Source organism: Thalassomonas actiniarum (assembly GCF_000948975.2).
Classification (GTDB): Bacteria; Pseudomonadota; Gammaproteobacteria; order Enterobacterales; family Alteromonadaceae; genus Thalassomonas; species Thalassomonas actiniarum.
Map to the genome: position 1 here is coordinate 1,392,091 of NZ_CP059735.1, position 26,187 is coordinate 1,418,277.

General features: G+C 48.0%; 26 protein-coding genes. 12 read left to right on the top strand and 14 right to left on the bottom strand.

Features of this window, described 5'->3' with window-relative positions:
* Nucleotides 1–9 precede the first annotated feature (9 nt).
* Nucleotides 10–1,068 carry a CDP-glycerol glycerophosphotransferase family protein gene (locus SG35_RS06135; RefSeq protein WP_044832275.1) on the bottom strand — a complete coding sequence of 353 codons (1,059 nt, stop codon included), beginning with the start codon at nt 1,066–1,068 and terminating at the stop codon, nt 10–12.
* Nucleotides 1,069–1,083: 15 nt separating this feature from the next.
* Entirely contained in the window at nt 1,084–1,701 is a 618-nt protein-coding gene (locus SG35_RS06140) for a TIGR04211 family SH3 domain-containing protein (protein ID WP_044832276.1), read from the bottom strand.
* A 242-nt stretch (nt 1,702–1,943) separates the two neighbouring features.
* On the opposite strand from SG35_RS06140, the gene SG35_RS06145 reads away from it, so the two are divergent.
* Nucleotides 1,944–3,029 carry a CYTH domain-containing protein gene (locus SG35_RS06145; RefSeq protein ID WP_084692666.1) on the top strand — a complete coding sequence of 362 codons (1,086 nt, stop codon included), beginning with the start codon at nt 1,944–1,946 and terminating at the stop codon, nt 3,027–3,029.
* A 54-nt stretch (nt 3,030–3,083) separates the two neighbouring features.
* Here SG35_RS06145 and SG35_RS06150 read toward each other — a convergent pair whose 3' ends face one another.
* The 8 genes from SG35_RS06150 to SG35_RS06185 form a co-directional block, all read right to left on the bottom strand.
* Entirely contained in the window at nt 3,084–3,554 is a 471-nt protein-coding gene (locus SG35_RS06150; protein WP_044832277.1) for a potassium channel family protein, read from the bottom strand.
* 11 nt (nt 3,555–3,565) lie between these two features.
* Entirely contained in the window at nt 3,566–3,892 is a 327-nt protein-coding gene (locus SG35_RS06155) for a hypothetical protein (protein ID WP_044832278.1), read from the bottom strand.
* 3 nt (nt 3,893–3,895) lie between these two features.
* On the bottom strand, nt 3,896–4,537 hold the full coding sequence (locus SG35_RS06160) for a hypothetical protein (protein ID WP_044832279.1): 642 nt from the start codon (nt 4,535–4,537) through the stop codon (nt 3,896–3,898).
* A gap of 176 nt (nt 4,538–4,713) precedes the next feature.
* The gene (locus SG35_RS06165; protein ID WP_044832280.1) at nt 4,714–5,409 is read right to left on the bottom strand and encodes a PspA/IM30 family protein; all 696 of its coding nucleotides are present in this window, start codon (nt 5,407–5,409) and stop codon (nt 4,714–4,716) included.
* Nucleotides 5,410–5,435: 26 nt separating this feature from the next.
* The gene (locus SG35_RS06170; RefSeq protein WP_044832281.1) at nt 5,436–5,849 is read right to left on the bottom strand and encodes a YjfI family protein; all 414 of its coding nucleotides are present in this window, start codon (nt 5,847–5,849) and stop codon (nt 5,436–5,438) included.
* Nucleotides 5,850–6,014: 165 nt separating this feature from the next.
* Entirely contained in the window at nt 6,015–7,763 is a 1,749-nt protein-coding gene (locus tag SG35_RS06175) for a polyamine aminopropyltransferase (protein WP_044832282.1), read from the bottom strand.
* Nucleotides 7,764–7,771: 8 nt separating this feature from the next.
* On the bottom strand, nt 7,772–8,674 hold the full coding sequence (locus SG35_RS06180; RefSeq protein WP_044832283.1) for a DUF350 domain-containing protein: 903 nt from the start codon (nt 8,672–8,674) through the stop codon (nt 7,772–7,774).
* A 22-nt stretch (nt 8,675–8,696) separates the two neighbouring features.
* Nucleotides 8,697–9,665: a hypothetical protein gene (locus SG35_RS06185; protein ID WP_337993194.1), complete on the bottom strand. Its 969-nt coding sequence runs from the start codon at nt 9,663–9,665 to the stop codon at nt 8,697–8,699.
* Between the two features lie 125 nt (nt 9,666–9,790).
* Here SG35_RS06185 and glnE point away from each other — a divergent pair, with 125 nt between their 5' ends.
* Nucleotides 9,791–12,652 carry a bifunctional [glutamate--ammonia ligase]-adenylyl-L-tyrosine phosphorylase/[glutamate--ammonia-ligase] adenylyltransferase gene (gene glnE / locus SG35_RS06190; RefSeq protein WP_236702568.1) on the top strand — a complete coding sequence of 954 codons (2,862 nt, stop codon included), beginning with the start codon at nt 9,791–9,793 and terminating at the stop codon, nt 12,650–12,652.
* Nucleotides 12,653–12,689: 37 nt separating this feature from the next.
* On the opposite strand, the gene SG35_RS06195 is transcribed toward glnE, so the two are convergent.
* Together SG35_RS06195 and lpxL are read right to left on the bottom strand one after the other, a co-directional pair.
* Nucleotides 12,690–13,385 (bottom strand): TcpQ domain-containing protein, encoded by a 696-nt coding sequence (locus tag SG35_RS06195; RefSeq protein WP_044832284.1) that lies wholly within the window; start codon nt 13,383–13,385, stop codon nt 12,690–12,692.
* 63 nt (nt 13,386–13,448) lie between these two features.
* Nucleotides 13,449–14,387: an LpxL/LpxP family Kdo(2)-lipid IV(A) lauroyl/palmitoleoyl acyltransferase gene (gene lpxL, locus SG35_RS06200; RefSeq protein WP_044832285.1), complete on the bottom strand. Its 939-nt coding sequence runs from the start codon at nt 14,385–14,387 to the stop codon at nt 13,449–13,451.
* Nucleotides 14,388–14,456: 69 nt separating this feature from the next.
* On the opposite strand from lpxL, the gene hldE reads away from it, so the two are divergent.
* Nucleotides 14,457–15,884 (top strand): bifunctional D-glycero-beta-D-manno-heptose-7-phosphate kinase/D-glycero-beta-D-manno-heptose 1-phosphate adenylyltransferase HldE, encoded by a 1,428-nt coding sequence (gene hldE / locus SG35_RS06205; protein ID WP_044832286.1) that lies wholly within the window; start codon nt 14,457–14,459, stop codon nt 15,882–15,884.
* Nucleotides 15,885–16,037: 153 nt separating this feature from the next.
* Here hldE and tolC read toward each other — a convergent pair whose 3' ends face one another.
* On the bottom strand, nt 16,038–17,360 hold the full coding sequence (tolC, locus tag SG35_RS06210) for an outer membrane channel protein TolC (protein ID WP_044832287.1): 1,323 nt from the start codon (nt 17,358–17,360) through the stop codon (nt 16,038–16,040).
* 154 nt (nt 17,361–17,514) lie between these two features.
* On the opposite strand from tolC, the gene SG35_RS06215 reads away from it, so the two are divergent.
* The 5 genes from SG35_RS06215 to parE all read left to right on the top strand — a co-directional run bounded on the left by SG35_RS06215 (nt 17,515) and on the right by parE (nt 22,146).
* Nucleotides 17,515–18,159, top strand: a complete 645-nt coding sequence (locus SG35_RS06215; protein WP_152646569.1) for an NUDIX domain-containing protein — start codon at nt 17,515–17,517, stop codon at nt 18,157–18,159.
* Nucleotides 18,159–18,644, top strand: coding sequence for a DUF1249 domain-containing protein (locus SG35_RS06220; protein ID WP_053042953.1), 486 nt, complete (start codon nt 18,159–18,161; stop codon nt 18,642–18,644). The genes SG35_RS06215 and SG35_RS06220 overlap by 1 nt, the downstream gene beginning before the upstream one ends.
* A gap of 125 nt (nt 18,645–18,769) precedes the next feature.
* Entirely contained in the window at nt 18,770–19,537 is a 768-nt protein-coding gene (locus SG35_RS06225; RefSeq protein WP_053042954.1) for a metallophosphoesterase, read from the top strand.
* Entirely contained in the window at nt 19,534–20,172 is a 639-nt protein-coding gene (locus tag SG35_RS06230; protein WP_053042955.1) for a YqiA/YcfP family alpha/beta fold hydrolase, read from the top strand. Before SG35_RS06225 ends, SG35_RS06230 begins: the two co-directional genes overlap by 4 nt.
* 87 nt (nt 20,173–20,259) lie before the next feature.
* Nucleotides 20,260–22,146: a DNA topoisomerase IV subunit B gene (parE, locus tag SG35_RS06235; protein ID WP_044832290.1), complete on the top strand. Its 1,887-nt coding sequence runs from the start codon at nt 20,260–20,262 to the stop codon at nt 22,144–22,146.
* 101 nt (nt 22,147–22,247) lie between these two features.
* Here the strand turns inward: parE and SG35_RS06240 are convergent, their stop codons facing one another.
* Nucleotides 22,248–22,697, bottom strand: coding sequence for a cupin domain-containing protein (locus SG35_RS06240; RefSeq protein WP_084692668.1), 450 nt, complete (start codon nt 22,695–22,697; stop codon nt 22,248–22,250).
* 157 nt (nt 22,698–22,854) lie between these two features.
* Between SG35_RS06240 and SG35_RS06245 the strand changes: the two genes are divergently transcribed.
* The 4 genes from SG35_RS06245 (at nt 22,855) to SG35_RS06260 (ending at nt 26,018) form a co-directional block, all read left to right on the top strand.
* Nucleotides 22,855–23,202 carry a metalloregulator ArsR/SmtB family transcription factor gene (locus SG35_RS06245; protein ID WP_044832291.1) on the top strand — a complete coding sequence of 116 codons (348 nt, stop codon included), beginning with the start codon at nt 22,855–22,857 and terminating at the stop codon, nt 23,200–23,202.
* Nucleotides 23,203–23,282: 80 nt separating this feature from the next.
* Nucleotides 23,283–24,287, top strand: a complete 1,005-nt coding sequence (locus SG35_RS06250; RefSeq protein WP_044832292.1) for an ArsJ-associated glyceraldehyde-3-phosphate dehydrogenase — start codon at nt 23,283–23,285, stop codon at nt 24,285–24,287.
* A gap of 55 nt (nt 24,288–24,342) precedes the next feature.
* Nucleotides 24,343–25,578 (top strand): organoarsenical effux MFS transporter ArsJ, encoded by a 1,236-nt coding sequence (gene arsJ / locus SG35_RS06255; protein WP_044832293.1) that lies wholly within the window; start codon nt 24,343–24,345, stop codon nt 25,576–25,578.
* Between the two features lie 14 nt (nt 25,579–25,592).
* Nucleotides 25,593–26,018: a VOC family protein gene (locus tag SG35_RS06260; RefSeq protein WP_044832294.1), complete on the top strand. Its 426-nt coding sequence runs from the start codon at nt 25,593–25,595 to the stop codon at nt 26,016–26,018.
* The last annotated feature ends 169 nt before the right edge of the window (nt 26,019–26,187 follow it).

Here is a 26,187-nt window from a genome sequence, read left to right on the forward strand (position 1 = left end):
CATCCTAAATTAGTTGTTGGTCTGGTTCAGTTGGGGAAACAGCTCTTTTAAATAATTGGCAGCCCTAAGGCCTGCTTTACCGTCGAGCTGGTCGAACATAATTTTATTGGCTTTAGTCCTGGCCTGAGCCAGGTGCTGTGGTTTGGTCAACGCCTGCTTGATAGCCCCGGCTAGCTGATCAAATTGATCGATTTGAATGCTGAATTCTTTGATCAGCTGTTTGACTTCCTGTACCGTGCGCTTGCCGTCATCTACGGTGAAGGTCACCATATCTTTTTCCAGGGCGCAGCATTCCGCCAATACCGAGCTGGTATCGCCGATACAGACATCTGCCAGCTGGATATAAGGCACGATATCTGCGGTATCGATAAAAAACACCTGCTTGGTATTTTTTATCTTCTGTTTGATTTCGTCTTTGGTCCAGGGATGTACCGTGACCAGGATGTTGTAATCGGCAGTTAAGCTGTCTAATTTATCATACCAGTGGCTGATGGCTGAAACGCCGGAGTCATTCCAGGTGGCGGTAAACAGCAAAGTGGCTTTACTGTCGTCCAGTCCTGCGCCTTTGGCCAGGGCTGCCAGCTGCTCTGTATCGACGCTGCCGTCAAACATGGGATCGAGCTTTGGAAAACCTACCGCTTTGGCGCAGGTAATACCTACCGCTTGTGCCCGCTCTACTTCCCGGGAGCTGGTCATATAGAAATGATCTAATAAATTATAACCTTTGCTATTGGCAAAAGGCTTAAAGGTATAGGCGCCGTGGCGCATGCCGACTTTTTTCATGCGCGAGGCAGGGAATTTATAACCCGCCTGGCGGCACATGATCACCCCTTTGGGAAATACCGGGTAAACTTTTGACGACACGCCAATCGCCGCGAGCTCTTGCTGGGCTTTTTTGTCTTTGGCGATAATTTTTAACGGCGGCAAATGTTTTTGCACCGATGCGAATATCTGGTAGTCGAGAGCGTTGGCGCAATAAAGCATGACATCTTTATTGAGGTTAAATAACTCGCGTACTTCCCAGATCACCGTATAGGGAAGCTTTAACAGGTAATAAGATAAAACCACTTGTGTTCTTTCCGGTTAGGTCCAGCGATCCATCTTGTTGCTGCGGCCACCGATAAGTTTAGGGATGAGCAAGCCAAACAGCAGACCAAGGGCAAGCACTATGGCGCCATTTTTAAACCATTCTATTTTGATGTCCTGATCCTGGTTTTTTAACTGTTCTTTGACGACAGCAAGCTGCTGTTGTAATTGGCCTGTTTCGTCTTCAATGGCTTTGCTTTTGCCGTTTAAGCTTTCAATGGTTTTCTGCGCTTCATCGAGTTGCCGCTTTAACTGGCTGTTTTCATCGGCGGCACTGGTAAGTTGTTCGTTAAGCTCGGCGATAACAAAGCGCAGTCCGGGTTTTTCTGAGATATATTTGCTCTCTACCCAGGCGGTTCTGTTGCGGCTGTCGATAATTTGCGTGTAATTGTTTTCTTTTTTACCTGTCAGGGTGATTTGTGCACCGGCGGTGACGCTGCCTAATATCCTGAAGTTATTACCGGCGCCGGCATGCATATAGATGATAAGCTCATCGGCAATATAACCCGGGGTCTCTTCTGAAGACAGTGCCTGTGGAGCGCTTTCTTCTTGGGCCAGCACGGGAAATGATAAGCCAAACAGGACACTGATAAGTAAACAACTCACTCTTTTCATTGAACAACCAAACGCAATTAAACCTTCTGGGACAAGATATTAGGTCTTTGGCTCTTTTTTGGCAAGCTAAGATTAAGGATCTTGTGCTAAAAATAGGCTTAATCGCCAGATAGATACTCTAATTGCTGTTTTATTGCTATACCGGGTAAAAGACTATCGGGTATTATGGCGCTAAACAGTTATTGCCCTTCCTTAATTCCCTGTGGTTGCGGCGGCAGACAAAGAGTAGATAGACAACTTCCATGAGCATGAATAAAGCAAGTGAAACCGAGATTGAGCTTAAATTTTTGCTTGGGCAAGTGATTGAGGTAAAAGCGGTAACTGAACTTTTGCACACGCAAAACTTCAGTTTTGAGCAAAGTGCCGGCAAGCTTAAAAATAGTTATTTTGATACCCCGGCCCTTGATTTGGCGCGAAATGATATCGGAGTTAGGATCCGCAGCGGTGAAAACCTGCACGAACAAACCGTAAAGACCGCCGGGCGGGTGTTGTCCGCGCTGCATCAAAGACCCGAGTATAATCTTGCTTTGGACAGTGAGGAAACCTTGCCGAAATTGCAGCTGTTTCCGGCAGCAATCTGGCCGGATGGTGTAGACATAGTACAAATACAGCAAGCGCTGACGGTTATTTTCACCACTGGCTTTTATCGCACCACCTGGAAAATTACGGACAAGCACGGCGTCGTTATCGAACTGGTCCTAGATTCGGGCACCATCGAAAGTCAAGGCCGGCAAGCAGCTATCGCCGAATTTGAGCTGGAATTGCTTTCGGGCAAAGGTGCTCCGGCGATGGAGATGCTTTTTGAGCTTGCTAACTTATTGCTGGGCTCTTTTAAACTCCGTCCCGGGGTAAAAAGCAAAGCGGCACGGGGATATGCTTTATCGCTGGGAGCGCCCCAGAGCAAGCCGGAAACTTTTTCCCGTCAAGGTTTGTCAGCTTCGGCTTTAGCAGACAGGGAAAGTTTTTATGCCCACTTGGACTCTGCTCTGAAGCAATTACAGCTCGGGGTTGAGTATTGCCTTTCATCGACCAGTCCGAAAAGGCTGGCTGCTGTGAGTGAACCCTTACTTTTTCTTGAGCAGATTTTCCGTTTGGCCCCAGAAAGTCTTGTTGTTGCCAATGGGGAGTTGGCAACATCGGTTAAACTGGTTGTCGGTTTATATTCGGCTCTTGAGTTGCAGCTTGAACGGGCCGGTTGTGATGGTAAAACCGGTGCTGGTTATAACAGCCTGTTGCAGGAGTTTTGCTATGAACAGGCTTTTAATCGCTTACAGCTAGCCTTGCTGAAGGTGTTGATAGACAGGGAGCTTCTGCCTGACGGGACTTGATTGACAAATTTTCTTGAGATATTGGGAGCTGTAGTGCAACAGCTCCGCTAAAGATTAGTTGGACTGCTTTGTTACCAGGAGCTCTATTTTATCTGCCAGGAGATCTATTTTTTTCTCAAGTTGCTGGTTATGTTCCAGTATCTCGGCATTTTGCTTGCGTAATTCCCGGTTTTTGACATTGGTATCGGAAAAGCCGACAAAGCGGTCGATAAATTGTGCACCGATAAAACCCACCATACCGACACCGATATAAAACATGGCACCGACCACGATTCTTCCCCCCAGGGTGACAGGGAAATGATCACCAAAACCTATGGTGCTGGCACTCATTTGCAAGGTCCAGAAGGCGTCTTTGTAGGTCATGATATTACTGTCTGGGGCTGAAACTTCAAACTGCAGCAGTAAAAACGACAACGCGGCAATGATGATATACAGGGCGACTAAGGTGATAATCAACAGATAACCCGAGTGATAATTTTTTACACCGAATTCATCTACGCTATAGGGAGTAAGTTTTGTATTCATGGTCCGCGTTCTTATTGACTTTTATTGGCGACATGATTGATGAGTTCATCCATCAGCTTTCTTTTTATTTCCAGCTGCTGTTGTGGCTCAAGCTGGTATTTTTCTGCCAGCACCTGGTAATCTTCCGGCCCGAGCGATACGGTTAATCTTGGTCTTTTCGGGCGTTTGTTGGTGGACAAGCCTAAAATGGAACGAATTTGATCCGAAGGACTCAGTCCGGCCTGCAGTGCTTCCGTCCTGATCGCCAGCTGAATTTTTTCATCCATATCAAAGGCAACCTGTACCGCCTTAACGGCTTTGACCGATGACTGCCATTTTTCGGGGACTTTTCTTGCCACAGTTTAACTCCCGGGGTACATATCTATGATATCGGTGACAGGGCGATATAAGGTTAAGAACACATCGGTATCCCCGTCTGACCATACTTCAACTTCAATGCCAAAATCTTGTTCGGCATCATGTAACACATATTGCTCGAATTGTTCGCCGCTGTCACTCCCCTGATAGGCACTGAGGTTTTCACTGCGGTGATCTTTACGGTGAAAATAGCCGACCACGGCAAAGGCATTTTGCTGATATTGTTCGCTGGTCCAGCCGCTGGTTTTGGCGGTATCGCTTTGGCGTTCAAGAAACGCCTGGCCGGGTTCGTCGAAAATGGCGGCAAAACTGTCGAGATCAAACAGGCTTTCTACATCCTGGTGTTCTATTTTCAGGGAAAATTTTAAATAGATCTTATCGTCAACATCAAGGGATAAATAAATCTCATTGTCGTTATTGCCCGTCAGCACCCATTCGGTCTGGGTGTGGTGTTCAAATTCATAACTGTTGACGTCGCTGACCTGAAACTGCTGCTGCCTGAGGGACTCGGGTAAAGCGAAACTGTCGGTGAGAACAATAATATCGTCTTTTTTGAGATCCTTTACCGAAGTTAAACTGCGCTGTGGTGCTTGTTCTTTGCCAAAAACACGTTTGAAAAAACTCATTATTGTGTCCTGCATAAAATGTTGGATTGAACTGCGTTGGGAGGAATGACTTTAGCCCCGGTAGCAGTTTAGCCGGTTACCCCAAATGTTAATAATAACGGGGTAACCGGCTGGTCTTTTTCAGTTTTCTTAGCTTTGCCTAAAGGGCAAAGTTAACAATAACAGGGGCCTTGCCCTTAGCTTTTATTTTGTTTCGCTTTAATGCGATCCAATACCGAGTTGGCGCTATTGTCCGCAGCGCCGATGCCGGCTTCTTTTAGCTGGGCGGCCAACGAGCTGTCGCTGTTTTCTGACTCAAGTACTTCGGCGGCTTTCATTTGATCATCAAACTTTTGCTGCTTCGCCTTGATGCGCTCCAACGAGTCTTTGGCATTTAACAGCTTAGAGTTGCTCGAAGAAAAGTTATCCGTGATAGCCGATGTCGCTTTTTGCACGCTTTCTGTGGTTTTAACCATAGACAGCTGGCGTTTGTATTCTGCCATCTGGCGTTCGCTTTTCTTCACCAGCTCTTTTAAGCGGCTGGCACTGGCATCAAAGCTGTCTAATGCCTGTTGCTGATTGGCCAGCTCAGACTCTAACGTAGAGATCTTTTCCGCAACCGCCAGGGCAAGAGACTCATCGCCTTTTTCCAGGGCCTGTCCGGCATAACCTTCGTGTTCGGTGATCTCGCGCTTAAGGCGGTCAACTTCACGACTTGCTGCCATTTGCTGGGCCATGACGCCGGTTAAGTCACGTTTGGCTTTGGTCAGGTGATGCTCGGCATCGCGAATTTCCTGTTCAAAAATACGGGTGGAATTCGAATCGACGATAGCTTCACCAACTTCTGTCGCGCCACCTCGAATAGCTGTCATTATCTTTTTAAAAATACTCATATTATCACTCCTCAAAGAATGGTCGCTTAAATTAAATATTCACTCATGTCATCGATAACTTCGATGGCATTGTTACTCAATACCGCCAGTTCGTGCTCAATGTCTTCAAAGGTTGAATTAATTGACAAGGCACCGAAAGTTACGTATTTATCGCCGATTTTAGAAAAGGCGGATAACGGCATAGGGATGTTCATTTCCAGCATGCTTTCATGCATGTCATGCAGGGCATCCGGTTTTACTTCTTCAACTCCCCATAGGTAGGTGATACATAATATTTGATCGTCGGTAACGGAAACAAAAATCGGCAGTTCTTCACGGCCTGTTACTGTGATCTGTAAAACATCGACTTCACCGGATATCGGCTGACAGTCAAAAACCATACCTGTGTCTGAGTCATCAGCTAAGGTGTTCAGGTAGTCGGCTATTTTATGAATGTTCATTGGATCCCTTATTTGTTATCTGGTGCAAAAAGTTTGCGCTTTTTGCGGGTTTTTACTGATCGACATATTATGTCAATGAGCTTAAGTTAAACATTAAGACATAATATGTCAAGCGACTATGGATTATTTTTTCACTATTGCTTGTTATTGCTGTTGCGATACGGCTTATTTCTGCAAATGGGCCTCGTTTAACCCCTGTTGGTCGCGCCAGGCATTCTGATGCAACTGGTACAAGGTATGGCTACCGAGATAGTTTACGTCAACTTGTTCACTTTCCAAGTAAAAATCTTTGGGAAAAACAAAGGCGCTTTTAATCATAGCAAGGCTTAACCAGTGGTGGGGCACGGTGAGCTGATCCTGCTGCTCCAGCCTGGCCAGGGGACTTGCCCCCATTTTAGCGGCTATGGTCCAGCCCCACTCGCCAAAGCTTGGAACATTGTCATGGTATTGCTGCACTTGGGGAAAGTGTGCCGCTGACAGGGTTTTGCCGATAGAAATAAAGGATTTTTTCGCATGATAAGGACTGGTTGACTGTATGCCGATAATACCGTCACCGGCGAGCAGTTGTTTTAACCTGGCATAAAAATTCACCGAATAGAGCTTGTTTAAATCCGGGTGGCTGGGGTCGGGCAAATCGACGATAATGGCATCATAAACCTTACCCTGGGACAACAAGTTATCTATGGCGATAAAGGCATCGCTCTGGATGATTTCTACCCTGGGGTCTTGCAGGCTTAATTCATTTAAGTTAGCGACTTTTTGCGCCAAGGCTTTTGGCAAGTGTTGCTGCGGCTGTTTAAAGAGTTCGAGCAACTGACTGTCCAGGTCCAGCAGGGTGACATTTTCGGGGGACCATTTCAGGATATCGCGCAACGCCAAACCGTCACCGCCGCCGATGATCAGGATATTCTCCTGGCGGGCAGAAGCGGCCAATACCGGGGTCACCAGGTAGCCGTGATAAATAAATTCATCTGACGAGGAAAATTGCAAACGGCCGTTGAGGTAAAAATTGATGATATCCCCCTGCTCCAGCCCCATATGGCGCTGGGTAAAGGTCAGCTGCTGGTAGCGGGTCTTTTCACTGTACACCACCTGATCAAGGTAAAGCAGGTTATTCATCTGGTTAAGCCAACTGTTTCCGTGCTGGTAAATTACCGCGAGCATCACCACTAAGGCCAGGTGCAAAGCCACCAGGGTTTTACGCCAATTGAGTTTTTGCCAGTAGCGCATAATAAAGCAGCCGCCGGCGAGCACGTTTAAGGCGGCGGTTAACGCAGCCGCTTCGCTGATATCTATCGACAGTAAAAAGATGACCCAGATGGCGGCGCCTATACCGGCACCGATATAGTCGGCGCCGTAGATGGTACCGAGATTATTTTTCAGGTGTTTTTGATGAATCTCTTCCCGGATGCGGGCGATTAACGGGATTTCCATACCGATAAAAAAGCCAAGCAAGACGCCGAAAAAATAGGGGCTGTTAAAGGCGATAAAACTTAAGTCTTTAAAAAAGCCGCCTCGGGGCAGGGCGTCGGGGGGCAGGGCAAAGGTATCGCTGACCAGCTGCGGCAAAATCTGGGTGGCGCCGATAAAGGCGCTGATGATGATAATGGCGGAGCTGCCGAGCAGGGCGATAGTGATCTCAAGCCAGACAAAACCTTTAAAGGCGCAGGCAATTTTACGGGCGGCAAAAGCCCCCAGGCCCATAGAAACTATCATCAGGCCTATCATGGTATAGATGGCGCTTTCCATGATGCCGAGCACCCGGCCGGCATAATGGGATAATAGATATTCGTAGATTAAGCCGCAGCCGGCGAGTACCGCCATGGTGAGGATCAGCAGCACATCATCGAGATAATGGCTGCCGGTTTTGCTGTGACTTGCTTGTGCTGAACTCAGGCTGTTTACTTCATTCATGCCTGCAGTTAGGCCATCAGGGCGGTCAGGATCAGGGCGATGGAAATGCTGATCGCCATTTCTATGCTGGCGACACCGATATTATGCTGCTGGTCGACTTCTTCTACCAGGTTAATACCCCAGAGGATAATGCGTTTCGCTAGCGAGGTTAATATCGCCACCAATACCGTCATCACTAAGCCGAAAATTAACCAGCCCAATAAGTTAACCACTAAGGTTTCCGGGCTGTAGCTGAAGAAATAGCTCGCCGCGGTGACTGCCAGCGCCGTGCTGATCATTTGTCCGGCATAACGTATGGCAATGGCTAACTGCCCCTGGCTTAACGCTTCCTGCAGGCTGTCGTCCTGGTTGTTTTTGGCGTATTGGCGCTCTTTTAACCGGGTTACTATCACCAGGATGGCCTGGGAGACGATAAAGCCGCTGGTAATGGCGATAAAGGTGCTCAGATCGAGGCCGTCTACCCATAATAATACCGCGCGGATAATGATGGCGGTGGCAATGGCGCCGGCGGCATCGACCACGCCGATACTGAGGTTTTTCTCCTTGATCAGGGCATTTTTATCCAGCTGGTTCAGCGCCAGTTTGTCATGGAAGATGCGGCCGATTTTGATCAGGATTAAACCAAAAGTGCCGTATGCCAGCATACCTATGGCTTCAAAAAGATAGCTGGTGGCGGTTTCCCCGGTAATGGCGCCGGTTAAGACTATGCCCAAGGCAGCGACACTGCCGGCGACGCTGATGCCAAAGGCAAAGTTATCTTCTTTGGCCAGTTCTTCGGTGGTATTTACCTTGGCGGATAAGCCGGAAACAAAACGCATGGTACCGAGCAAGATAATGGCAATCAGGAGATCGATCGCCAGATAAGTCAGTAAATCCTGATTTAGCGCGGTGATTTCAATTAATGTATTCATTATTATTCCTATTTTCTAATTGCTATTTACCGCGGGAAAAACCACGAGAAGTCTTACTGCTGCTGTTTCTGAAACTGGCATTTCTCGAACTGGCTGATTTTCTTGCGTAGCTGCTTTTACTGCTGCTTTGGGAGCGAAAGCGGTTGGCACTGGTTTGTGCGCTTTTGCTCTGGCTCGATAAACTGGAGGCGCCGGTGCGGTTTTTACCATAGGCGCTGGTAAATTTTTGTCCGCGCTTGGCAAAAGATTTCTTGGTGCGGGCATCGAGCCGGGTTTGTTTTTTCAGCTGGCTCGGGGAGCTGTAGCGGGTGCGGCCGTAGTCGTTATAATAACTGTAATTGCGGTGTCTGCCCCAGTCGCCGTAAGAGACGCGGCGGGAGCCGAAGATATCCCCTATCATGGAATACATGCCGTACCAGGCCCAAAAAGACATGCCGTTGCTGCCTGTGGTCCAGCTGCCGTAGTTAGGGTTGCCGATCAACTGCTCGCCGGTGCCGAAATCCTGGGCATTATTTGCCTGCTGGCTTTGGGCTTTCGACAATGCGTTGATCCGGGGCAACATGCCGTCAGACATGTCAGCCAGGACATTAAGCGGGTCGCTTAAGGCGTCGGAATAAAGCACGGGATCCGCGGCCTGGTAGATATTGAGCAATTCGTCATATATTGCCTGGTTATCGGCAAACATTTCCGGTTGGGTCTTTACCGTGTTCAGGCGGTCGACAAGGGCCAGATACATAGGTCCCTGCGTGGTGGCGTCCTGTTTAAAGGCGTTTACCAGCTCAGTCAGTTCCGGTTTGCTTCGGGCGATTTTATCGCCGTACTGGCGGATAAGTTCGGCATTTCTTACCTGGCCGCTTTCCAGGGCATCGGCAAGTTGTTGCACCCTGAGTTCACTGACCGGCAGTTGCCTGGTAACTTGCTCTTTGATGGGGTCACCACAGGCCGTCAGTAACAGGGTCAGGGCGAAAAAAATGAAGCGAAATTTATGCATTCCTGCCATGTTTTCCTCAAAAATGCTATGGTTATCGGTAATTAGTACCATTTACGACATAATATGTCCACTGTTTAATCGCTATCACCCTAATTTACCAATAATTAATATTAACCGGAGTTCAGGTGACCACGAGAATTTTACCTTCGCTTTCGTCAGATTTACAGCAATTACAGGAAAAATACTGGCAAACTTGTCGTGAGCAGCTGCAGCAACTGGATTTGCTGACAAAGCAGCAACAGGAAGATTTTAAACTTGCTGTTACTTTAAGTGATTTTATTCAAAGAAGTTTTTTGCAGGCCCCTGAGCTGGTCACGACGCTTTTTACCAGTGGCAGCATTTATGATGAGCAGACGCCGGATTATCCTGCTTTGATTGCCGCCAGGTTAAGTGGTTGCGACAGCGAAGAGAGTTTACATCGTTTGTTAAGGCAGATTCGCCTGCAGCAAATGGTGAAAATTGCCTTTGCCGATCTGGTATTGGACCTTCCGCTTGAATTGTCATTGAAACGTTTATCTGCCCTGGCCGATGCCCTGATATTAGGTGCCCTTAACTGGCTAACCGACTTTTGCCAAAGCAAATGGGGCACGCCGAAAAATCGCCGGGGACAGGATCTGCCTTTACTGGTTTTTGGCATGGGCAAGCTTGGCGGAGAGGAGCTGAATTTTTCTTCCGATATTGATTTGATTTTCGCTTATCCCGAGTCGGGACAAACCGCAGGTTCGGGCCGCAGTATCGACAATCAGCAGTTTTTTACCCGGCTCGGGCAGAAGCTGATCACTGCCTTGCATCAGCAAACTGCCGACGGTTTTGTCTACCGGGTAGATATGCGCCTGAGGCCATTTGGCGAAAGCGGACCGCTGGTGATGACTTTTGACGCCATGGAGCATTATTACCAGGAGCAGGGGCGGGACTGGGAGCGCTATGCCATGCTTAAAGCCCGTTTGATCGGCAGCAGCGATTATCATGACGCCCTGACGGAGTTATTACGGCCTTTTGTCTATCGCAGATATATAGACTTCAGCGTCTTTGACAGCCTGCGGCGCATGAAAATGATGATAGTGCAGGAAGTACGGCGCAAGAACCTGGTAAACAATATCAAACTTGGCGCCGGCGGTATCCGGGAAATTGAATTTATCGTCCAGGTTTTTCAGTTGATCCGCGGCGGCAGGGAAAAGGAGTTGCAGCAGCGCCGCTTGCTGGTGGTTTTACCCGAGCTTGTTAAAGCGGGGGTATTGAAAGCCGTCAGCAAAAAGGTGCTCGAAGATGCCTATTTGTTTTTACGGCGCCTGGAGAATATTATTCAGGCGTTAGACGACAAGCAGACCCAAACCTTACCGGATACTTTGCTTGACCAGCAAAGGGTATTAACTGTGCTTAAGCTCGGTAGCTGGCAGCAATTACTGGATACTTTGCAGCGCCATATGGAAGCCGTGCATCTGGAGTTTAACGACCTGATAGGTAAGGAAACGCCTAATCATCAAACCATAGACGAGCATTGGGTGACTTTGTGGCACAGCCAATGGGAGGATGATGAAGCCATTGCCTGGATAAACCAGCTGGTGCCCGACTGGCCGGCAGAAAAGGTATGGCAGACTTTGGCGCATTTTCGCCGGGATGTTTCCCGCCGCTCTTTGGGCAACCGCGGTCGCCAGGTGCTGGATAAGCTGGTGCCGTTATTATTGTGTCACCTGGAACGTCAGCACTGTGAAGATTATACCTTGGCCAGGGTGCTGCAGGTGTTTGAAAAAATCATGACCCGCACCGCCTACCTGGAATTACTCTATGAAAATGAAGGCGCCTTTAAGCACCTGATCCGCTTGTGTACCGCCAGTTTATGGGTGACGGAATATATTGCCAAATACCCGCTGTTGCTCGATGAATTGATCGATCCCGAGTCTTTGCATAATCCCTTGCCGCTATCGGATTACGCCCTTGAGCTTAGGGAGGTGATGCTGCGTATTCCCGAAGACGATCTCGAAGCCCAGATGGAAATGTTGCGCCAGTTTAAACAGGCGCAGCAATTACGCATTGCCGCCGCCGATATTGTCGGCATTTTGCCGGTGACTAAGGTCAGCGATCATTTAACGGCACTGGCAGAAGCGATTATCGGTGAAGTGATCAACCTCGCCTGGCAGCAGGTGTCTGTGCGTTTTGGTGTGCCTGAGTCCAGCCTTGCCAGCGGTGAAAAAGGTTTTGCGGTGATAGGTTATGGCAAGGCCGGTGGTATCGAACTTGGCTATGGCTCAGATCTGGACCTGGTGTTTATCCACGACAGCAAGGCGGATGAGCAAACCACAGGGCCACGTCAGGTACCGGCCAATCAGTTTTATATGAAACTTGCCCAGCGCATTATGCATATTTTTAATTCCAGGATGAGCAGCGGCATTTTATATGAATTGGATATGCGCTTGCGTCCGTCGGGGAATTCCGGGGTCTTGGTGGTGCATATCGATACCTTTGAGCATTACCTTAAAAACGATGCCTGGATCTGGGAGCACCAGGCGCTGGTACGCTCCCGTGCGGTATACGGCCATGCCGGGATCCGCCGTAAGTTTGACGATATTAAACGCCAGGTATTGGCGGTCACCCGCTCGGATAAGCAGTTATCCGGTGAAGTGATCAGTATGCGTAATAAGATGCGCAATCATCTGGATAAGTCTAGCGCGGATAAAGCCGATATTAAGCAGGCGCCCGGCGGCCTGGTGGATATCGAGTTTTTGGCGCAGTATCTGGTGCTGCTCTTTAGCCATGATTACCCGCAAATTGTCGATTATTCGGATAATATCCGGATTTTCGAGCAATTGCATAAGGCGGGGATTTTGGATCAAAGCCAGTCGCAATTGCTAATTAAAACCTATTGCCGGTTAAGGGATTTAGGTCACAGGGCTGTACTGCAAAACGAAGCTCAGCTGATCGGCAGGCAAGAATTTGATATTTATGCGCCGGACATTGTTAAGCTCTGGCAGCGTTTTCTGGTCGAATAAAAAGAAGAATAAAACCGAATTAATCATCAAAAACCGGTTAATTGTAGCCGGTTTTTGATTTCAGCAAAGTACACTGTTTTTTAATGTAATCGGTTGGCAGGTCGATGAGTACCAGGGTGCGGTGACGGTAACAGAAAAAGGTGGAAACGCCGTTTTCAAAATGTCCTTCCACGCCTTTGCCCAGCTGATAGGCGGTATCGATAATGTTTTTATTGATGCGGAAGGGATCTTTTACCAAAAAGTCCCGGTTAAGCCACCAGATAACTTGCAGGCCGTTATCTTCGGCATATTCGGATAATTTCTGAAACACGGTTTGTCCTACCCGAAACGGACGGGATTCTTTGTCTCCCTGCCAGTTGGCCCTCAGCGGCCGGGTAACCAGGCGTCTGGCCTCAAGCAGCTTGTCTATGTCTCCCTTGGGCTCGGGTAGAAAAACAACATGGTTTTTGATCCTTGGACCTTTTTTGCCCAAGTCTGAATTGATGCTGGCATAAAAGCGTGACAGGCCCTCGGCGGCGGCATTGGTGGATTCTTTATTCACCGCCCTGGACTTAGGTTTTATTGTAGTATCTTCCAGCCTGGTTGATTTTTTTGGCTGAACCGGCAGGTCTATCTCTGCAACTGCGCTGCCTTCGCCTGAGGGGGCAAATATAAAATCCTGATTTTTAAGCAATAGAAAGGCCACTATGATTAATATCAAGCCAAAAATAATTTTAGGAAGCCAGAATTTCATTGCTTAATTGATTCCCACAGATAACAAAATTGTTAACGATACTTATACCATACTTAAAGTTTACTATTTATACAATGATGGATCGTCAGTATTTGGCCGGGTTTTAAAGCGGCGGTGCAGCCACATATACTGTTCCGGCTTGCGGGAAATGGCTTTTTCCAGCTCCTGGTTGACCCGGATCAGGTCCTGCTCGTCATCATGGCTCGGGAAATTTTCCAGCGGCGGCATGACTTCTATGGTGTAACCGCTGCCGTCGTCATTCCGGGTAGGGATGATCATCATCGACTTGGTATTTTTCTTTCTGGCAAAAATTAATGTGCCTGTGGTGGTGGCGGCATCTTTAACGCCAAAAAAAGGTACAAACAGGCTGCGGTTGCGGCCATAGTCCTGATCCGGTAAATATACGCATGCTTCGCCGTCGCCAAGGGCTTTCAGCAGGCCTTTAACGTCTTTTTTGCCCAACATATATTTGTTGGAGCGTCCGCGGCCGCGAAACTGGAAGTATTCCATGAGCTGGTTATTGTGGGGACGGTAAAACACCACCATAGGGTTAGTGTAACCTATGCCGCGGCAGTTGATTTCGGCACTCAGGTAATGCATGGCAAGCAGCAATACGCCGTTACCGTTTTCCTGGGCTGTTTTGATATGCTCCAGGCCTTTGACTTTTACTTTGCGTTTTACCCGCCAATCCGGCCACCACCAGCCCATGCCGGTTTCAAGCAGGGCGATGCCGGTATTTTCAAAGTTTTTTTTGAGCATGCTTAGTTGCTCGGCTTCAGACATCTGGGGAAAACATAACTGGATGTTTCTCAGGGCTACCTTTTTGCGGCTTGAGCCGACTTTATAGAGCAGTCTGCCGATCATTTTGCCCATGGCTAATTGTAATTTATAGGGCAACCAGGAAATGCTGTATAAAACAAAAACCCCTAGCCAGGTGAGCCAGTATTTGGGTAACAGGAAGGATAATTTAAAATTTGGCTGTAAAACTTTATTTTTGCTCACTAGATGGTATCAACTCATTGAATTTCATATGCTACACTAGTCGCCATTATATCTGTTAAGAGACTCAGGATGAAAGTAGATATTCCCGCTTTTAATCAGGCCAGCGTTTTAGTCGTTGGCGACATTATGCTTGATCGCTATTGGTACGGCCCGACACAACGTATTTCTCCGGAAGCGCCCGTGCCTGTGGTTAAGATAAATAACAATGATGAAAGACCCGGCGGTGCCGGTAATGTTGCCCTCAACCTTGCTTCACTTGGCGGCAAAGTCACGCTGGCAGGCATTACCGGAGAAGATGAAGCAGCACAGACGTTAAAGACCCATTTGCAGGCCATGGATATTCACTGCAGTTTTAGCCAGCACCACCAGGTCCCGACCATCACCAAACTCAGGGTGCTGAGTCGGAATCAGCAGTTGATCCGTCTTGATTTTGAAGAGTCGCTGGAGAAAATAGATAAAGCCGGTTTGCAGGCGGAAGTGGCTGAACAGCTGCCTGAGCACGATTTATTATTGTTATCCGATTATAACAAGGGAACCTTGTCCGATGTCCAGGCGCTGATCCGCCAGGCGAAGGAGCATAAGGTGCCGGTACTGGTAGACCCTAAAGGGAATGATTTTTCCCGCTACCGCGGCGCGACTATGTTGACCCCGAATATGTCGGAGTTCGAAGCCGTTGTCGGCCCCTGTGACAGCGAAGCTGAGCTGGTGGCTAAAGGGCAGAAGTTACTGACCGAGCTTGATCTTCAGGCCTTGCTGGTGACCCGCAGTGAACACGGTATGACCTTGCTAAGAAAAGATCAGCAGGAGTTTCATTTACCGACCCAGGCAAAAGAGGTTTATGATGTTACCGGTGCCGGGGATACGGTTATTGCCACGCTGGCGCTGGCCGTTGCCGCCGGTGCTACCTTTACCCAGGCAAGTGCGCTGGCAAATACCGCCGCCGGTATTGTTGTCGGCAAACTGGGCACATCGACCGTCAGCGAAGCGGAATTATTAACCGAGCTTGACCATGTTCAGGAAAGCGGTTTTGGCGTACTGAGCGAAGAGCAGTTGAAGATTGCCGTGGAGGCGGCTAACGGGCGCGGTGAAAAAATCGTGATGACCAATGGCTGTTTCGATATTTTGCATGCCGGCCATGTCTCCTACCTGGAAAATGCCAGAAAACTCGGAGACAGGTTAATTGTCGCCGTCAATGATGATGCTTCGGTCACCCGGTTAAAAGGCCCGGGTCGTCCGGTCAATGTCGCCGACAGGAGAATGGCGGTACTGGCAGGTTTGGCTGCGGTCGACTGGGTGGTGAGCTTTAGCGAAGATACGCCGCAACGCCTTATCGCCAATATATTACCGGACTTACTGGTTAAAGGGGGCGATTACCAGGTAGAAGATATTGCCGGCGGCAAGGAAGTGATGGCTGCCGGGGGAGAGGTGAAAGTACTGAACTTTGAAGCGGGTATTTCTACCACGGAAATTATCAATACCATACGTTTGGAAGATTAAAGTACCAGGGTTTTTGGTAAGGCAAAAGTTTGCTTTGTCATTAATTTTTGAACATAAAAAAAACCGACTGACGTCGGTTTTTTTTATGTTCAGAATGTATGGTATGTCACGGTCACATGGATGTGAAAGAGTGACGATACTGGAGTCCTGCGATTATTTAGCCGCTATCAAACCTTTATTGATATCATTGATATCCTGCTCGGTAATGGTACCGCCGGCGCGTTTGAGGTTCAATACGCTTTGGATATAGCTGTAACGTGTCGTAGACAGGTTACGCTTGGCATCATAAAGGTTACGGGTACTGTTAAGTACATCAACTATGGTCCGGGTGCCCACTTCAAAACCGGCTTCGGTTGCTTCCAGTGCTTTTTGCGCACTGACCAGGGCCTGCTCAAGTGATTTAATTGCAGAAATCGCCGCAATCACAGTGTTATAGGCATTACGGGTATCTTGTACTACGCCGCGGTGAACGGAAGCCAGATCCTGGCTGGCAGCAACATAGCTGTGCTGCGCCCTGCGGACACTGCTGGAAGTCGCACCACCGGAATAAATAGGTACCGACAGGGTAATGCCGACAGAATGACTGTCGATATACGGGCCGCTGATATCATTTACTTCGGATTTGGCATTTGAATAATTGCCGTTAAAGTCTAACGTCGGCAAGTGACCGGCATTGGCGATACTGATATCTTCTTTGGCAATATCTACCGCGATTTTCTGGGCGATTAAATCCAGGCTTTTCGCTTCTGCAGTTTGCTGCCATTCATTGGCGCTGTCCGGCAACGGACGGCTGGTGCTGAAACGTTCTGTGTTTAATATGCTGATGTTTTTCGGATAAACATTAGTGATCACCCTAAGGGCTTCTTCAGCGGTATAGATATTGTTTTCGGCGCGGATTTCACTGGTCACCGCATTATCATATTGTGCCTGGGCTTCATGTACATCGGTGATCGCGGTTAAACCCACTGAAAACCTTTGTTTGGTTTGCTCTAACTGGCGCTCAATGGCGATTTTTTCCGCGGTAGCAAATTCCAAATCGTCTTTGGCGCTCAGCAGGTTAAAGTAGGCCTGGGTAACGCGGACAATCAAATCCTGTTTGGCTACCTGATAGCTTAAGTCGCTGCGGTGGGCAGATTTTTTCGAGCTGTCTAAACGTAACCAGGAATCGTGGTGATAAAGTTCCATGCTCAGCGTGGCACCGTAGCTGGTGCTTTCGCTTTGACTGTGAGTGGTTTCGTCATCGGACTCTGTTTGCCCGTCGCTAAAGCTGCCGCTGGCAGATAATTTAGGTAACAAGGTGGCGCGGGCCAGTTCGATATCTTCTTTGGCGATGTTATATTGTGCCGCCGCCTTCAATACTACCGGATCATTCTCCAAAGCCTGCTGATAGACAGTTAACAAGTCATCAGCAAATACATTGGTGCTGCTTGCCGCACAAGCTAAGCCAATAAGTAGAGAGGTAATTGTTTTTTTCATGCGCAAGCAATTCCTTTAGTGAATTTTTTTCTATTATTTTATGGCGCACTATCCTACTAGGCTTTTCAAATTAGCCAAATAAAATAAGTGTTTACCTGTGTATACTAGTGTAACAAAATATTATCGCGAATTCTTTCCCTTTGTGAGCATGAAAATGAAAACAAATATTAGCCCTGAAAAAAGAGAACAGTTTAGCTCAGAAGACGTTATTGAACATGCAAAAGAAACCAAATACCAGGGTTTTTTCAAGATAAATGAATATCATGTCAGTCACAGGTTATTTAACGGCGGTTTTAGCAAGACTTTAACCCGGGAGATTTTTGAACGTGGCGATGCCGTTGTTTTGCTGCCCTATGATCCGGTCAACGATGCCGTGGTTTTGCTGGAGCAATTTCGGCCGGGGGTTTTGCGCAGCGGCGAATCTCCCTGGTTACTGGAATTTGTTGCCGGTATGTTTGATGAAGGGGAAAGTGCCGCTGAGGTTGCCGTTCGTGAAGCAAAAGAAGAAGCCGACCTGGATATTAAAGCGGCCGATCTGGTCCCGGTACTGAAATATTTCTCCAGTCCCGGCGGTATGAGTGAATATATCCATCTATATGCCGCCAGGATAAACAGCGCCAATGTCGGCGGTGTATATGGCCTGGAGGAGGAAGGGGAAGATATCCGGGTGCATGTTTTTTCCCGGGTTCAGGCGTTGCAGCTGCTGGAAAACGGCAAAATTAGCAACGCTGCGACTATAATTGGGTTACAATGGCTAGCGCTTAACTACCAAAAACTTCAAACTTCGTGGCAAACCTGATGACAAGAGCATTTGAAAGCGGTAACGACAACCACATTAGCGGCCGGGCCAGGTATCAACCTCGCTTGTCGGTTTTGATGAACTTGTGTGAAACCAACTATATGATGTTGTTGAAACTGCTGGCGGATAAAGAGCAGGTGGGAGAGCAAAGATGCTTTTTTATCTCAGATTTTATCTCTTATTCGGTGACAGTCGATGAGGTGACCCGTTATACCAGCTTGATCACTATTGCCCAGGATGCCCATATTACCGGTTGTGATCTGGCCAAGTTATTGCGCCCGAGCATGTCGATACGTTTATATCATGATGCCCGCATGGCGGAAGTGATTTCCAGCCAGGATGTTTATCAGGTAAAACCCAGGTATGACTATCCCAATGAAAATATGCACCAGCCGGATGAGAAGCAGCAAATTAATTTGTTTTTAAACGAATGGCTGCAACTGTGCCTGCAACTGGGGCAGGTGCATGTACCGCTCTTTACTTAGTGAGGAATTAAGTAATAAAGCACAGGCTAAGGTGTAATAAGGTAGAGTCTTTAGAGCGTTACCAGGTGAGTAAATGTTTACCTTCTGTTTCCTGAACTATTTCAATTAATCCGGAGTTAAAAGACTTGTCTTCTTCTGCCATCACCCTGGCGCAAATCAGTGATTGCCATTTATTTGCCGATAAAAGCGCCCTGCATTGCGGGGTCAATGTTTATGACAATCTGCAGCGGGTACTGACTGAACTCAGTAATAATCACGCCCTGGATTACCTGGTTTTTACCGGGGACTTGAGTCAAGATCATACAGAGCTTTCTTATCGGCATTTTGCCGATCTGGTACGCCAGGCCAATCTTAAGGTGCCGGTCTATTTTTTGCCGGGCAACCATGACGATGAATCCCTGCTAAACAAGTATCTAACTCCCCCTTATTTTCATCCGGGCAAAGTGATAGAAGATCTCCGTTGGCAGGTCTGCTTATTAAGCAGTAAAGGGGATACCCCGGCAGGTTACCTTTCCAAGCAAAGCCTGCAGCAGTTAAAGCAAGCGGTTAACCCGGATAAGTCACAGCTGATTTTTATGCATCATCATCCGGTTGCTGTCGGTTATTTTATTGACCGTCATGGTTTAACCAATGCGGAAGAATTTTGGCAGTTAACCGAGAACTTCCCTTCTATGAAAGCCGTGGCTTGCGGCCATGTGCACAGAGGTTTGACACTTTCACCCGAAAACAGCGGTTGTCCGCTTGTTGTCCATACTTGTCCGGCGACTTCAATACAGTTTGATCCCGGCTGTGAAACCGTGAGCGCCTTGGCACAGGGGCCGGGATACAGGCTTTTTACCCTGAATGAAGATACAAGTATAAATACTCAAGTACATTATCTGGAAGTCCTTTGAACAAGCAAAACAACATCCTTTATATCCACGGCTTTAACTCTTCTCCGCTATCGGTTAAAGCGGTGCAGACCCGGGATTATCTGGCGGCTAATCACCCTGGGGTTGGCTTTTATTGCCCGCAATTAAAGACCAACAGCCGGGGGGCGATTGAGCAGCTGGAAAATTTGATGGCGCATCATGCCGGGCAGGAAAACAGCCCTGAGCAGGAAAACAGCCTTGAGCAAGAAAACAGCCGCTGGTTGTTAATCGGCTCCTCGCTGGGAGGCTATTTTGCCCATTACCTGGCTGAAAAATATGCCTTGCCGGCCGTGCTTATTAATCCGGCGGTAAAGCCCTATCAGCTATTAAAAGAGTATCCCAGCGAGCAGACCAACCCTTATACCGGTGAGGTTTACTGGATAGGAACAGGGGAAATTGATGCCCTTAAAGCCTTGGAATCTAACATAAGTTTAAAAAATAATTACCTGGTTATGTTACAAACCGGCGATGAAGTGTTAAATTACCGGCAGGCGGCAGCAAAATATCAGGATTGCCACCTCCATATCCACAATGGAGGCGACCATAGTTTTGTTGGCTATCAAGATACCTTGCCTGATATTATGCAGTTTTTTCAGTTACCCCTGCCTGTCAGGTAGCGGGGAACTAAGCTGAAACTGTGAAATGAGCCGGCAAAAAGCCGCTAGCTGCGTTAATAATCACCTTAACTACGATTAGAAGTTTACATGAGCGAACAATATAATTCCGAATCCATTGAAGTCCTCAGCGGCTTAGATCCTGTACGCCGTCGCCCGGGCATGTATACCGATACCACCCGGCCAAACCACCTGGCCCAGGAGGTTATTGATAACTCTGTCGATGAAGCGCTGGCGGGACATGCGCAAAATATTAGCGTGATCCTGGATAAAGACCAGTCCATTGAAGTGATCGATGACGGCCGGGGTATGCCGACGGATATCCATCCCGAAGAGGGGGTTTCCGGGGTTGAGCTGATTTTCAGTAAGTTACATGCCGGCGGTAAATTTTCCAATAAAAACTACCAGTTTTCCGGTGGTTTGCACGGGGTGGGGATTTCCGTGGTTAATGCCCTGTCCACCCGGGTGGATGTTACGGTAAAACGCGACAGTAAAGTTTTTGAAATGGCGTTTGAAAACGGGGAAAAGGTACAGGAACTTACCGAAACCGGCACCGTTGGTCGCCGCAATACCGGCAGCCGGGTTAAGTTCTGGCCGGATGCCAACTATTTTGACTCGCCAAAGTTTTCAGCGCTGCGCCTGACGCATCTGTTAAAAGCAAAAGCGGTGTTATGTCCCGGCTTGACGATAAAATTTCATGATAAAAATGAAGATAAGAAGTACCAATGGTGTTACGAAGACGGCTTAAAGGACTATTTAAAAGAGTCGGTTAAAAGTTATGTCAGCCTGCCGGAAGAGCCTTTTATCGGTTCTTTTTCTTCCCAGCATGAAGCGGCGGACTGGGCGGTGACTTGGTTACCGGAAGGGGGAGAGTCAATCGGTGAAAGCTACGTCAACCTGATCCCTACTATTCAGGGGGGCACCCATGTTAACGGTTTACGCCAGGGGCTTTTGGAGTCGATGCGCGAGTTTTGTGAATTTCGTAACCTGATCCCCCGCGGCCTTAAACTGACCCCGGACGATATCTGGGATAAATGTAGTTTTATCCTGTCGATTAAAATGCAGGATCCGCAATTTGCCGGGCAAACCAAAGAGCGGTTGTCTTCAAGGCAATGTTCCGCCTTTGTTACCGGTGTGGTCAAAGATGCTTTTAGTTTATGGCTCAACGAGCATACCGAAATAGCCGAAGCGTTGGCAGAATTTTGTATTTCCAATGCCCAGCGCCGTTTGCGCGCCAGTAAAAAAGTGGTACGTAAGAAAATTACCCAGGGCCCTGCGCTGCCGGGTAAATTAACCGACTGCGGCAGCCAGGATCTTTCCCGCACCGAACTTTTCCTGGTGGAAGGGGACTCGGCCGGCGGCAGCGCCAAACAGGCCAGAGACAGGGAAACCCAGGCGATCATGCCGCTTAGGGGGAAAATATTAAATACCTGGGAAGTGGAGTCGGGACAAATCCTGGCCTCTCAGGAGGTTCATGATATTTCCGTGGCCTTGGGCATAGATCCCGACAGTGAAAATCTGGAGGAACTCAGGTACGGAAAAATCTGTATCCTGGCGGATGCCGACTCCGACGGCTTGCATATTGCGACCTTATTATGTGCGCTCTTTACCCAGCATTTCCTGCCTTTGGTGCGGGCTGGTCATGTTTATGTGGCGATGCCGCCGCTCTATCGTATCGATGTCGGCAAAGAAGTATTTTACGCCCTGGATGAAGCGGAAAAAGACGGCGTGCTCGATAGGATAGAAGCGGAGAAAAAACGCGGTAAGGTTAACGTCCAGCGCTTTAAAGGCCTGGGGGAAATGAATCCGCTGCAGCTCAGGGAAACCACCATGGATCCCAATACCCGCCGCCTGGTGCAATTAACGGTAGACGAGCATTCGGAAACCATGGAAGTCATGGATATGTTGCTGTCGAAAAAGCGTGCCGGAGACCGTAAGGAATGGTTGCAAACCAAAGGGGACATGGCCCAGGTTTAGTATTGGCCTGTTTGTTAAGGGGAAGTTTCCCTTAGCTATATTCCTGTCAGAAATTCACGGGTGAGTATTTCTTGCTTGCCCGTTATTTTTAACTTGTTAATTTATCCTTCCTTTACAAAAATCCTGTCCTGGCCTTCAAACTCGGGGGTCTGCACCGAAAGCACCTTCATCGGCTGTTTGGAGCTAACCTCAACGGCGTGTACCGTACCTTGGGGGATACGGATATAATCACCTTTTTTTACCCGTTTTTTATTATCACCTAAGCGCATCATCCCTTCTCCCTCCAGGATATACACAATTTCACTATGTTTGGCGTGATAATGGGCGGCGACTTTCTTTTTTATGAAAATCAGGTATTCGGAAGCATGCTTATCGCTGCCAAGCGCCATCAGGTGAACGTTGTCAAAATCAGCCGGGGCAGATATCTCCTCCAGACTGACGATGTTGCCCTGGTCTTGAGCATTATTCCCGGCGCAAGCACTGACAGATAACAATAATACGGGCAAAAATAGGGCTTGAAGCTTAGTGGTTTTTTGTATGACGCTTAACATATGGGGTCCATCATTTGATTGTTATTCATTCCTGAAAAATACTCTAAAGACTAAATTAGCGCTTGTAAATAAAATGAACACATATGATAATTCGCATATATGATTTTCCATATGTGTTGCTTAAACCTACCTGGAAAAAGCGATATCAGGTAATTGAATGCAAAGTTTACCATTTTTTAAAGCCCTGGCGGATGATACCCGGCTACAGCTGATCTTACTCATTTTTGCCGAGCAGGAATTATGTGTCTGTGAGCTGACCCAGGCGCTGGATTTATCCCAGCCGAAAATTTCCCGCCATATGGCCATCTTACGGGAGCAAGGGCTATTAGCAGACCGGCGGGCGGGTAAATGGGTGTTTTATAGCTTGTCAGCCAAGTTGGCAAGCTGGCAGCTAACGGCTATCTCTGATTGCTTTGAAAACTCCCAACACTATTTGGCGCCAAGCCGGCAACGGCTATTGGAGATGGGCAACCGCCCCGACAGACAAGTGCTGTGCTGTCCTTGAGCTGATGCTGGCAAATAGCTAAGGGCATGAAAGCAATCGCAAACTAACTGACAAAACTATTTATTTAAAAGGTAACGGTAATGACAATAAAAGTTGGCATTAATGGTTTCGGCCGTATGGGACGGCTGGTATTAAGGGCGGCCTGGTCTTGGCCTGAAATTGAATTTGTGCATATCAATGATCCGGCAGGTGATGCCGCCACTTTGGCGCATTTGCTCAACTTTGATTCCGTGCACGGCAAGTGGCAATACGCCGCTTCGGGACAGGAAGAGCAGATCTCAATTGATGATAAGCAACTTACCACCAGCCGCAATACAAGTATTAATGATACCGACTGGTCCGGGTGCGATATTGTTATTGAAGCCTCCGGAAAAATGAAAACCAAGGCCAAGTTGCAGGCTTATCTTGAGCAGGGCGTGAAAAAGGTATTGGTGACGGCGCCGGTAAAAGAAGAAGGGGTGTTAAACCTGGTGATGGGCGTTAATGATGATTTATATGACGCTAAGGTCCATGACATAGTCACTGCCGCCTCCTGTACCACTAACTGCCTGGCTCCGGTGGTGAAAGTTTTGCAGGATAATATCGGCATTAAACATGGCAGCATGACCACGATTCATGATATTACCAATACCCAAACCATATTGGACGCCCCCCACAAAGATCTGCGCCGGGCCCGAGCCTGCGGCCAGAGTTTAATTCCTACCACCACAGGTTCGGCAACGGCCATTACCCATATTTTCCCCGAGCTTAAGGGTAAGTTAAACGGCCATGCTATCCGGGTGCCTTTGGCGAATGCCTCCATCACCGATTGTGTGTTTGAGTTGATGCGTGATGTCACCGAAGAGGAAATTAATGCCCTGATGGCGGACGCTGCCAAAGGCGAGCTTGAAGGTATTTTAGGTTATGAAGAAAGGCCCCTGGTAAGTGTCGATTATAAGACAGATCCGAGATCTGCTATTGTCGATGCCTTATCTACTATGGTGGTCAATAACAGCCAGCTGAAGATGTATCTCTGGTATGACAATGAATGGGGTTATGCAAACCGCAGTGCAGAATTAATGCGTAAGCTGGCGCTGTCGCTTTAAAAGCAAAGGGTTGCTTAGCTGCCTTTGCTCAGGTGATCTTGGAGATAAATAACAGATGTGGTCGAAAATTTCTAGCTTGCCACCGGCGGTAAAACAATACCTGGTGATCACGGGCAACTATTGGGGCTTTACCCTCACCGACGGTGCTTTGCGTATGCTGGTGGTGTTGTATTTCCACCAGCTCGGTTATGCGCCGCTGGCCATTGCCATGCTGTTTTTGTTTTATGAGTTTTTTGGTGTGATCACTAACCTGGTCGGCGGCTGGCTCGGGGCGCGGATTGGTTTGAATAAAACCATGAATATCGGCCTGGTGATGCAGGTTTTTGCCTTGCTGATGTTAACCGTACCGGTGGAGTATTTATCGGTTTTTTGGGTGATGCTGGCGCAGGCGATATCGGGTATCGCCAAAGATCTGAATAAAATGAGCGCGAAAAGCGGTGTTAAAACCCTGCTGCCCGAAGATATGTCCGGAAAATTGTTTCGCTGGGTGGCGCTGTTAACCGGCTCTAAAAATGCCTTAAAAGGCCTGGGCTTTTTTCTCGGCGGCTTGCTGCTGGCGCTGCTTGGTTTTCGCGGTGCCTTATTGCTGATGGCACTGATGTTATCCCTGGTGGCCATTTTCAGTATCCGGGTATTAACCGGGGAAATTGGTAAAGCCAAAAGTAAGCCTAAATTTCGCCAGATCTTTTCCAAGAGTGCGGCGCTTAATTACTTATCGGCCGCCAGGTTGTGCCTGTTTGCCGCCCGGGATGTCTGGTTTGTGGTGGCCTTGCCGGTTTATCTGGTGAGCCAGTTGGGGTGGCAGCATGAATATGTCGGCACTTTTATGGCGTTTTGGGTCATAGCCTATGGCCTGGTGCAGGTTTATACCCCGAAAATTACCGGCAGCAGCAAAGGCAAATTGCCGGGGGCAAAACTGGTTTCTTTCTGGGGCCTGGTATTGGCCGCTGTTACGGCATTGCTGGTAGTTGCCTTATATGCTCAGCAAACCCCGCAATATACCGGTGTGGTGCTGGTAACAGGTTTGATTGTTTTCGGTCTGGTCTTTGCGGTTAACTCCTCCCTGCATAGCTATCTGATCCTGGCATTGTCGAACCAGGATGAAGTCTCTATGGATGTCGGTTTCTATTATATGGCCAATGCCCAGGGACGTTTGCTGGGCACTGTGCTGTCCGGTTATTTATTTCAGGCCTATGGCCTGGTGGTATGTTTAGTTGCCGCAAGTATTTTAGCCTTATTGGCGGCATTATTTATTCGCAAAGTTAACCCGCATAAAAGTAAAGCCGGGTAAAAGGAATATAAGCTATGAAAGCCAAGCATGAACGCACTATTTGCCATGCCTCGATAGGCACAAATGATCTAAGCCGGGCAAAAGCCTTCTATTGTCCGGTATTAAAAACTTTGGACATAGAGCTGGTGTCCGAGTATGAGCACGCGCTGGCCTTCGGCAAGGGCTATCCCGAATTCTGGGTGCAGATCCCTTTTGATAAAAAGGCGATGACGGTCGGCAACGGTACCCACTTTGGTTTTATGGCCAAGAGTAAATTGCAGGTTGATAACTTTTATCAGCAGGCGCTTTTATCCGGCGCCGAGTGTAACGGCAAACCCGGGGCCCGACCCGATTACGGCGAGCCTTATTACGGCTGTTTTGTTATCGACCCCGAGGGCCATAAAATCGAAGCCAGTTTTTGGGATTTTGAACTGACACGAAAAAGTCAAGATCAGAAATAAGACATTATTTTTTATTATCAGAAAAATTATCATTGTCGGTGGCTGATTTTCATTTTATAGTGAGCTAGTTTTATTAAGAATTTTCGGTGTTTCTGGCTTAAATGGGATGTTGGCATTTGTTCAAACGGTGTAATACATTAACGTTATGTTTCAAATGCTTATATTTATA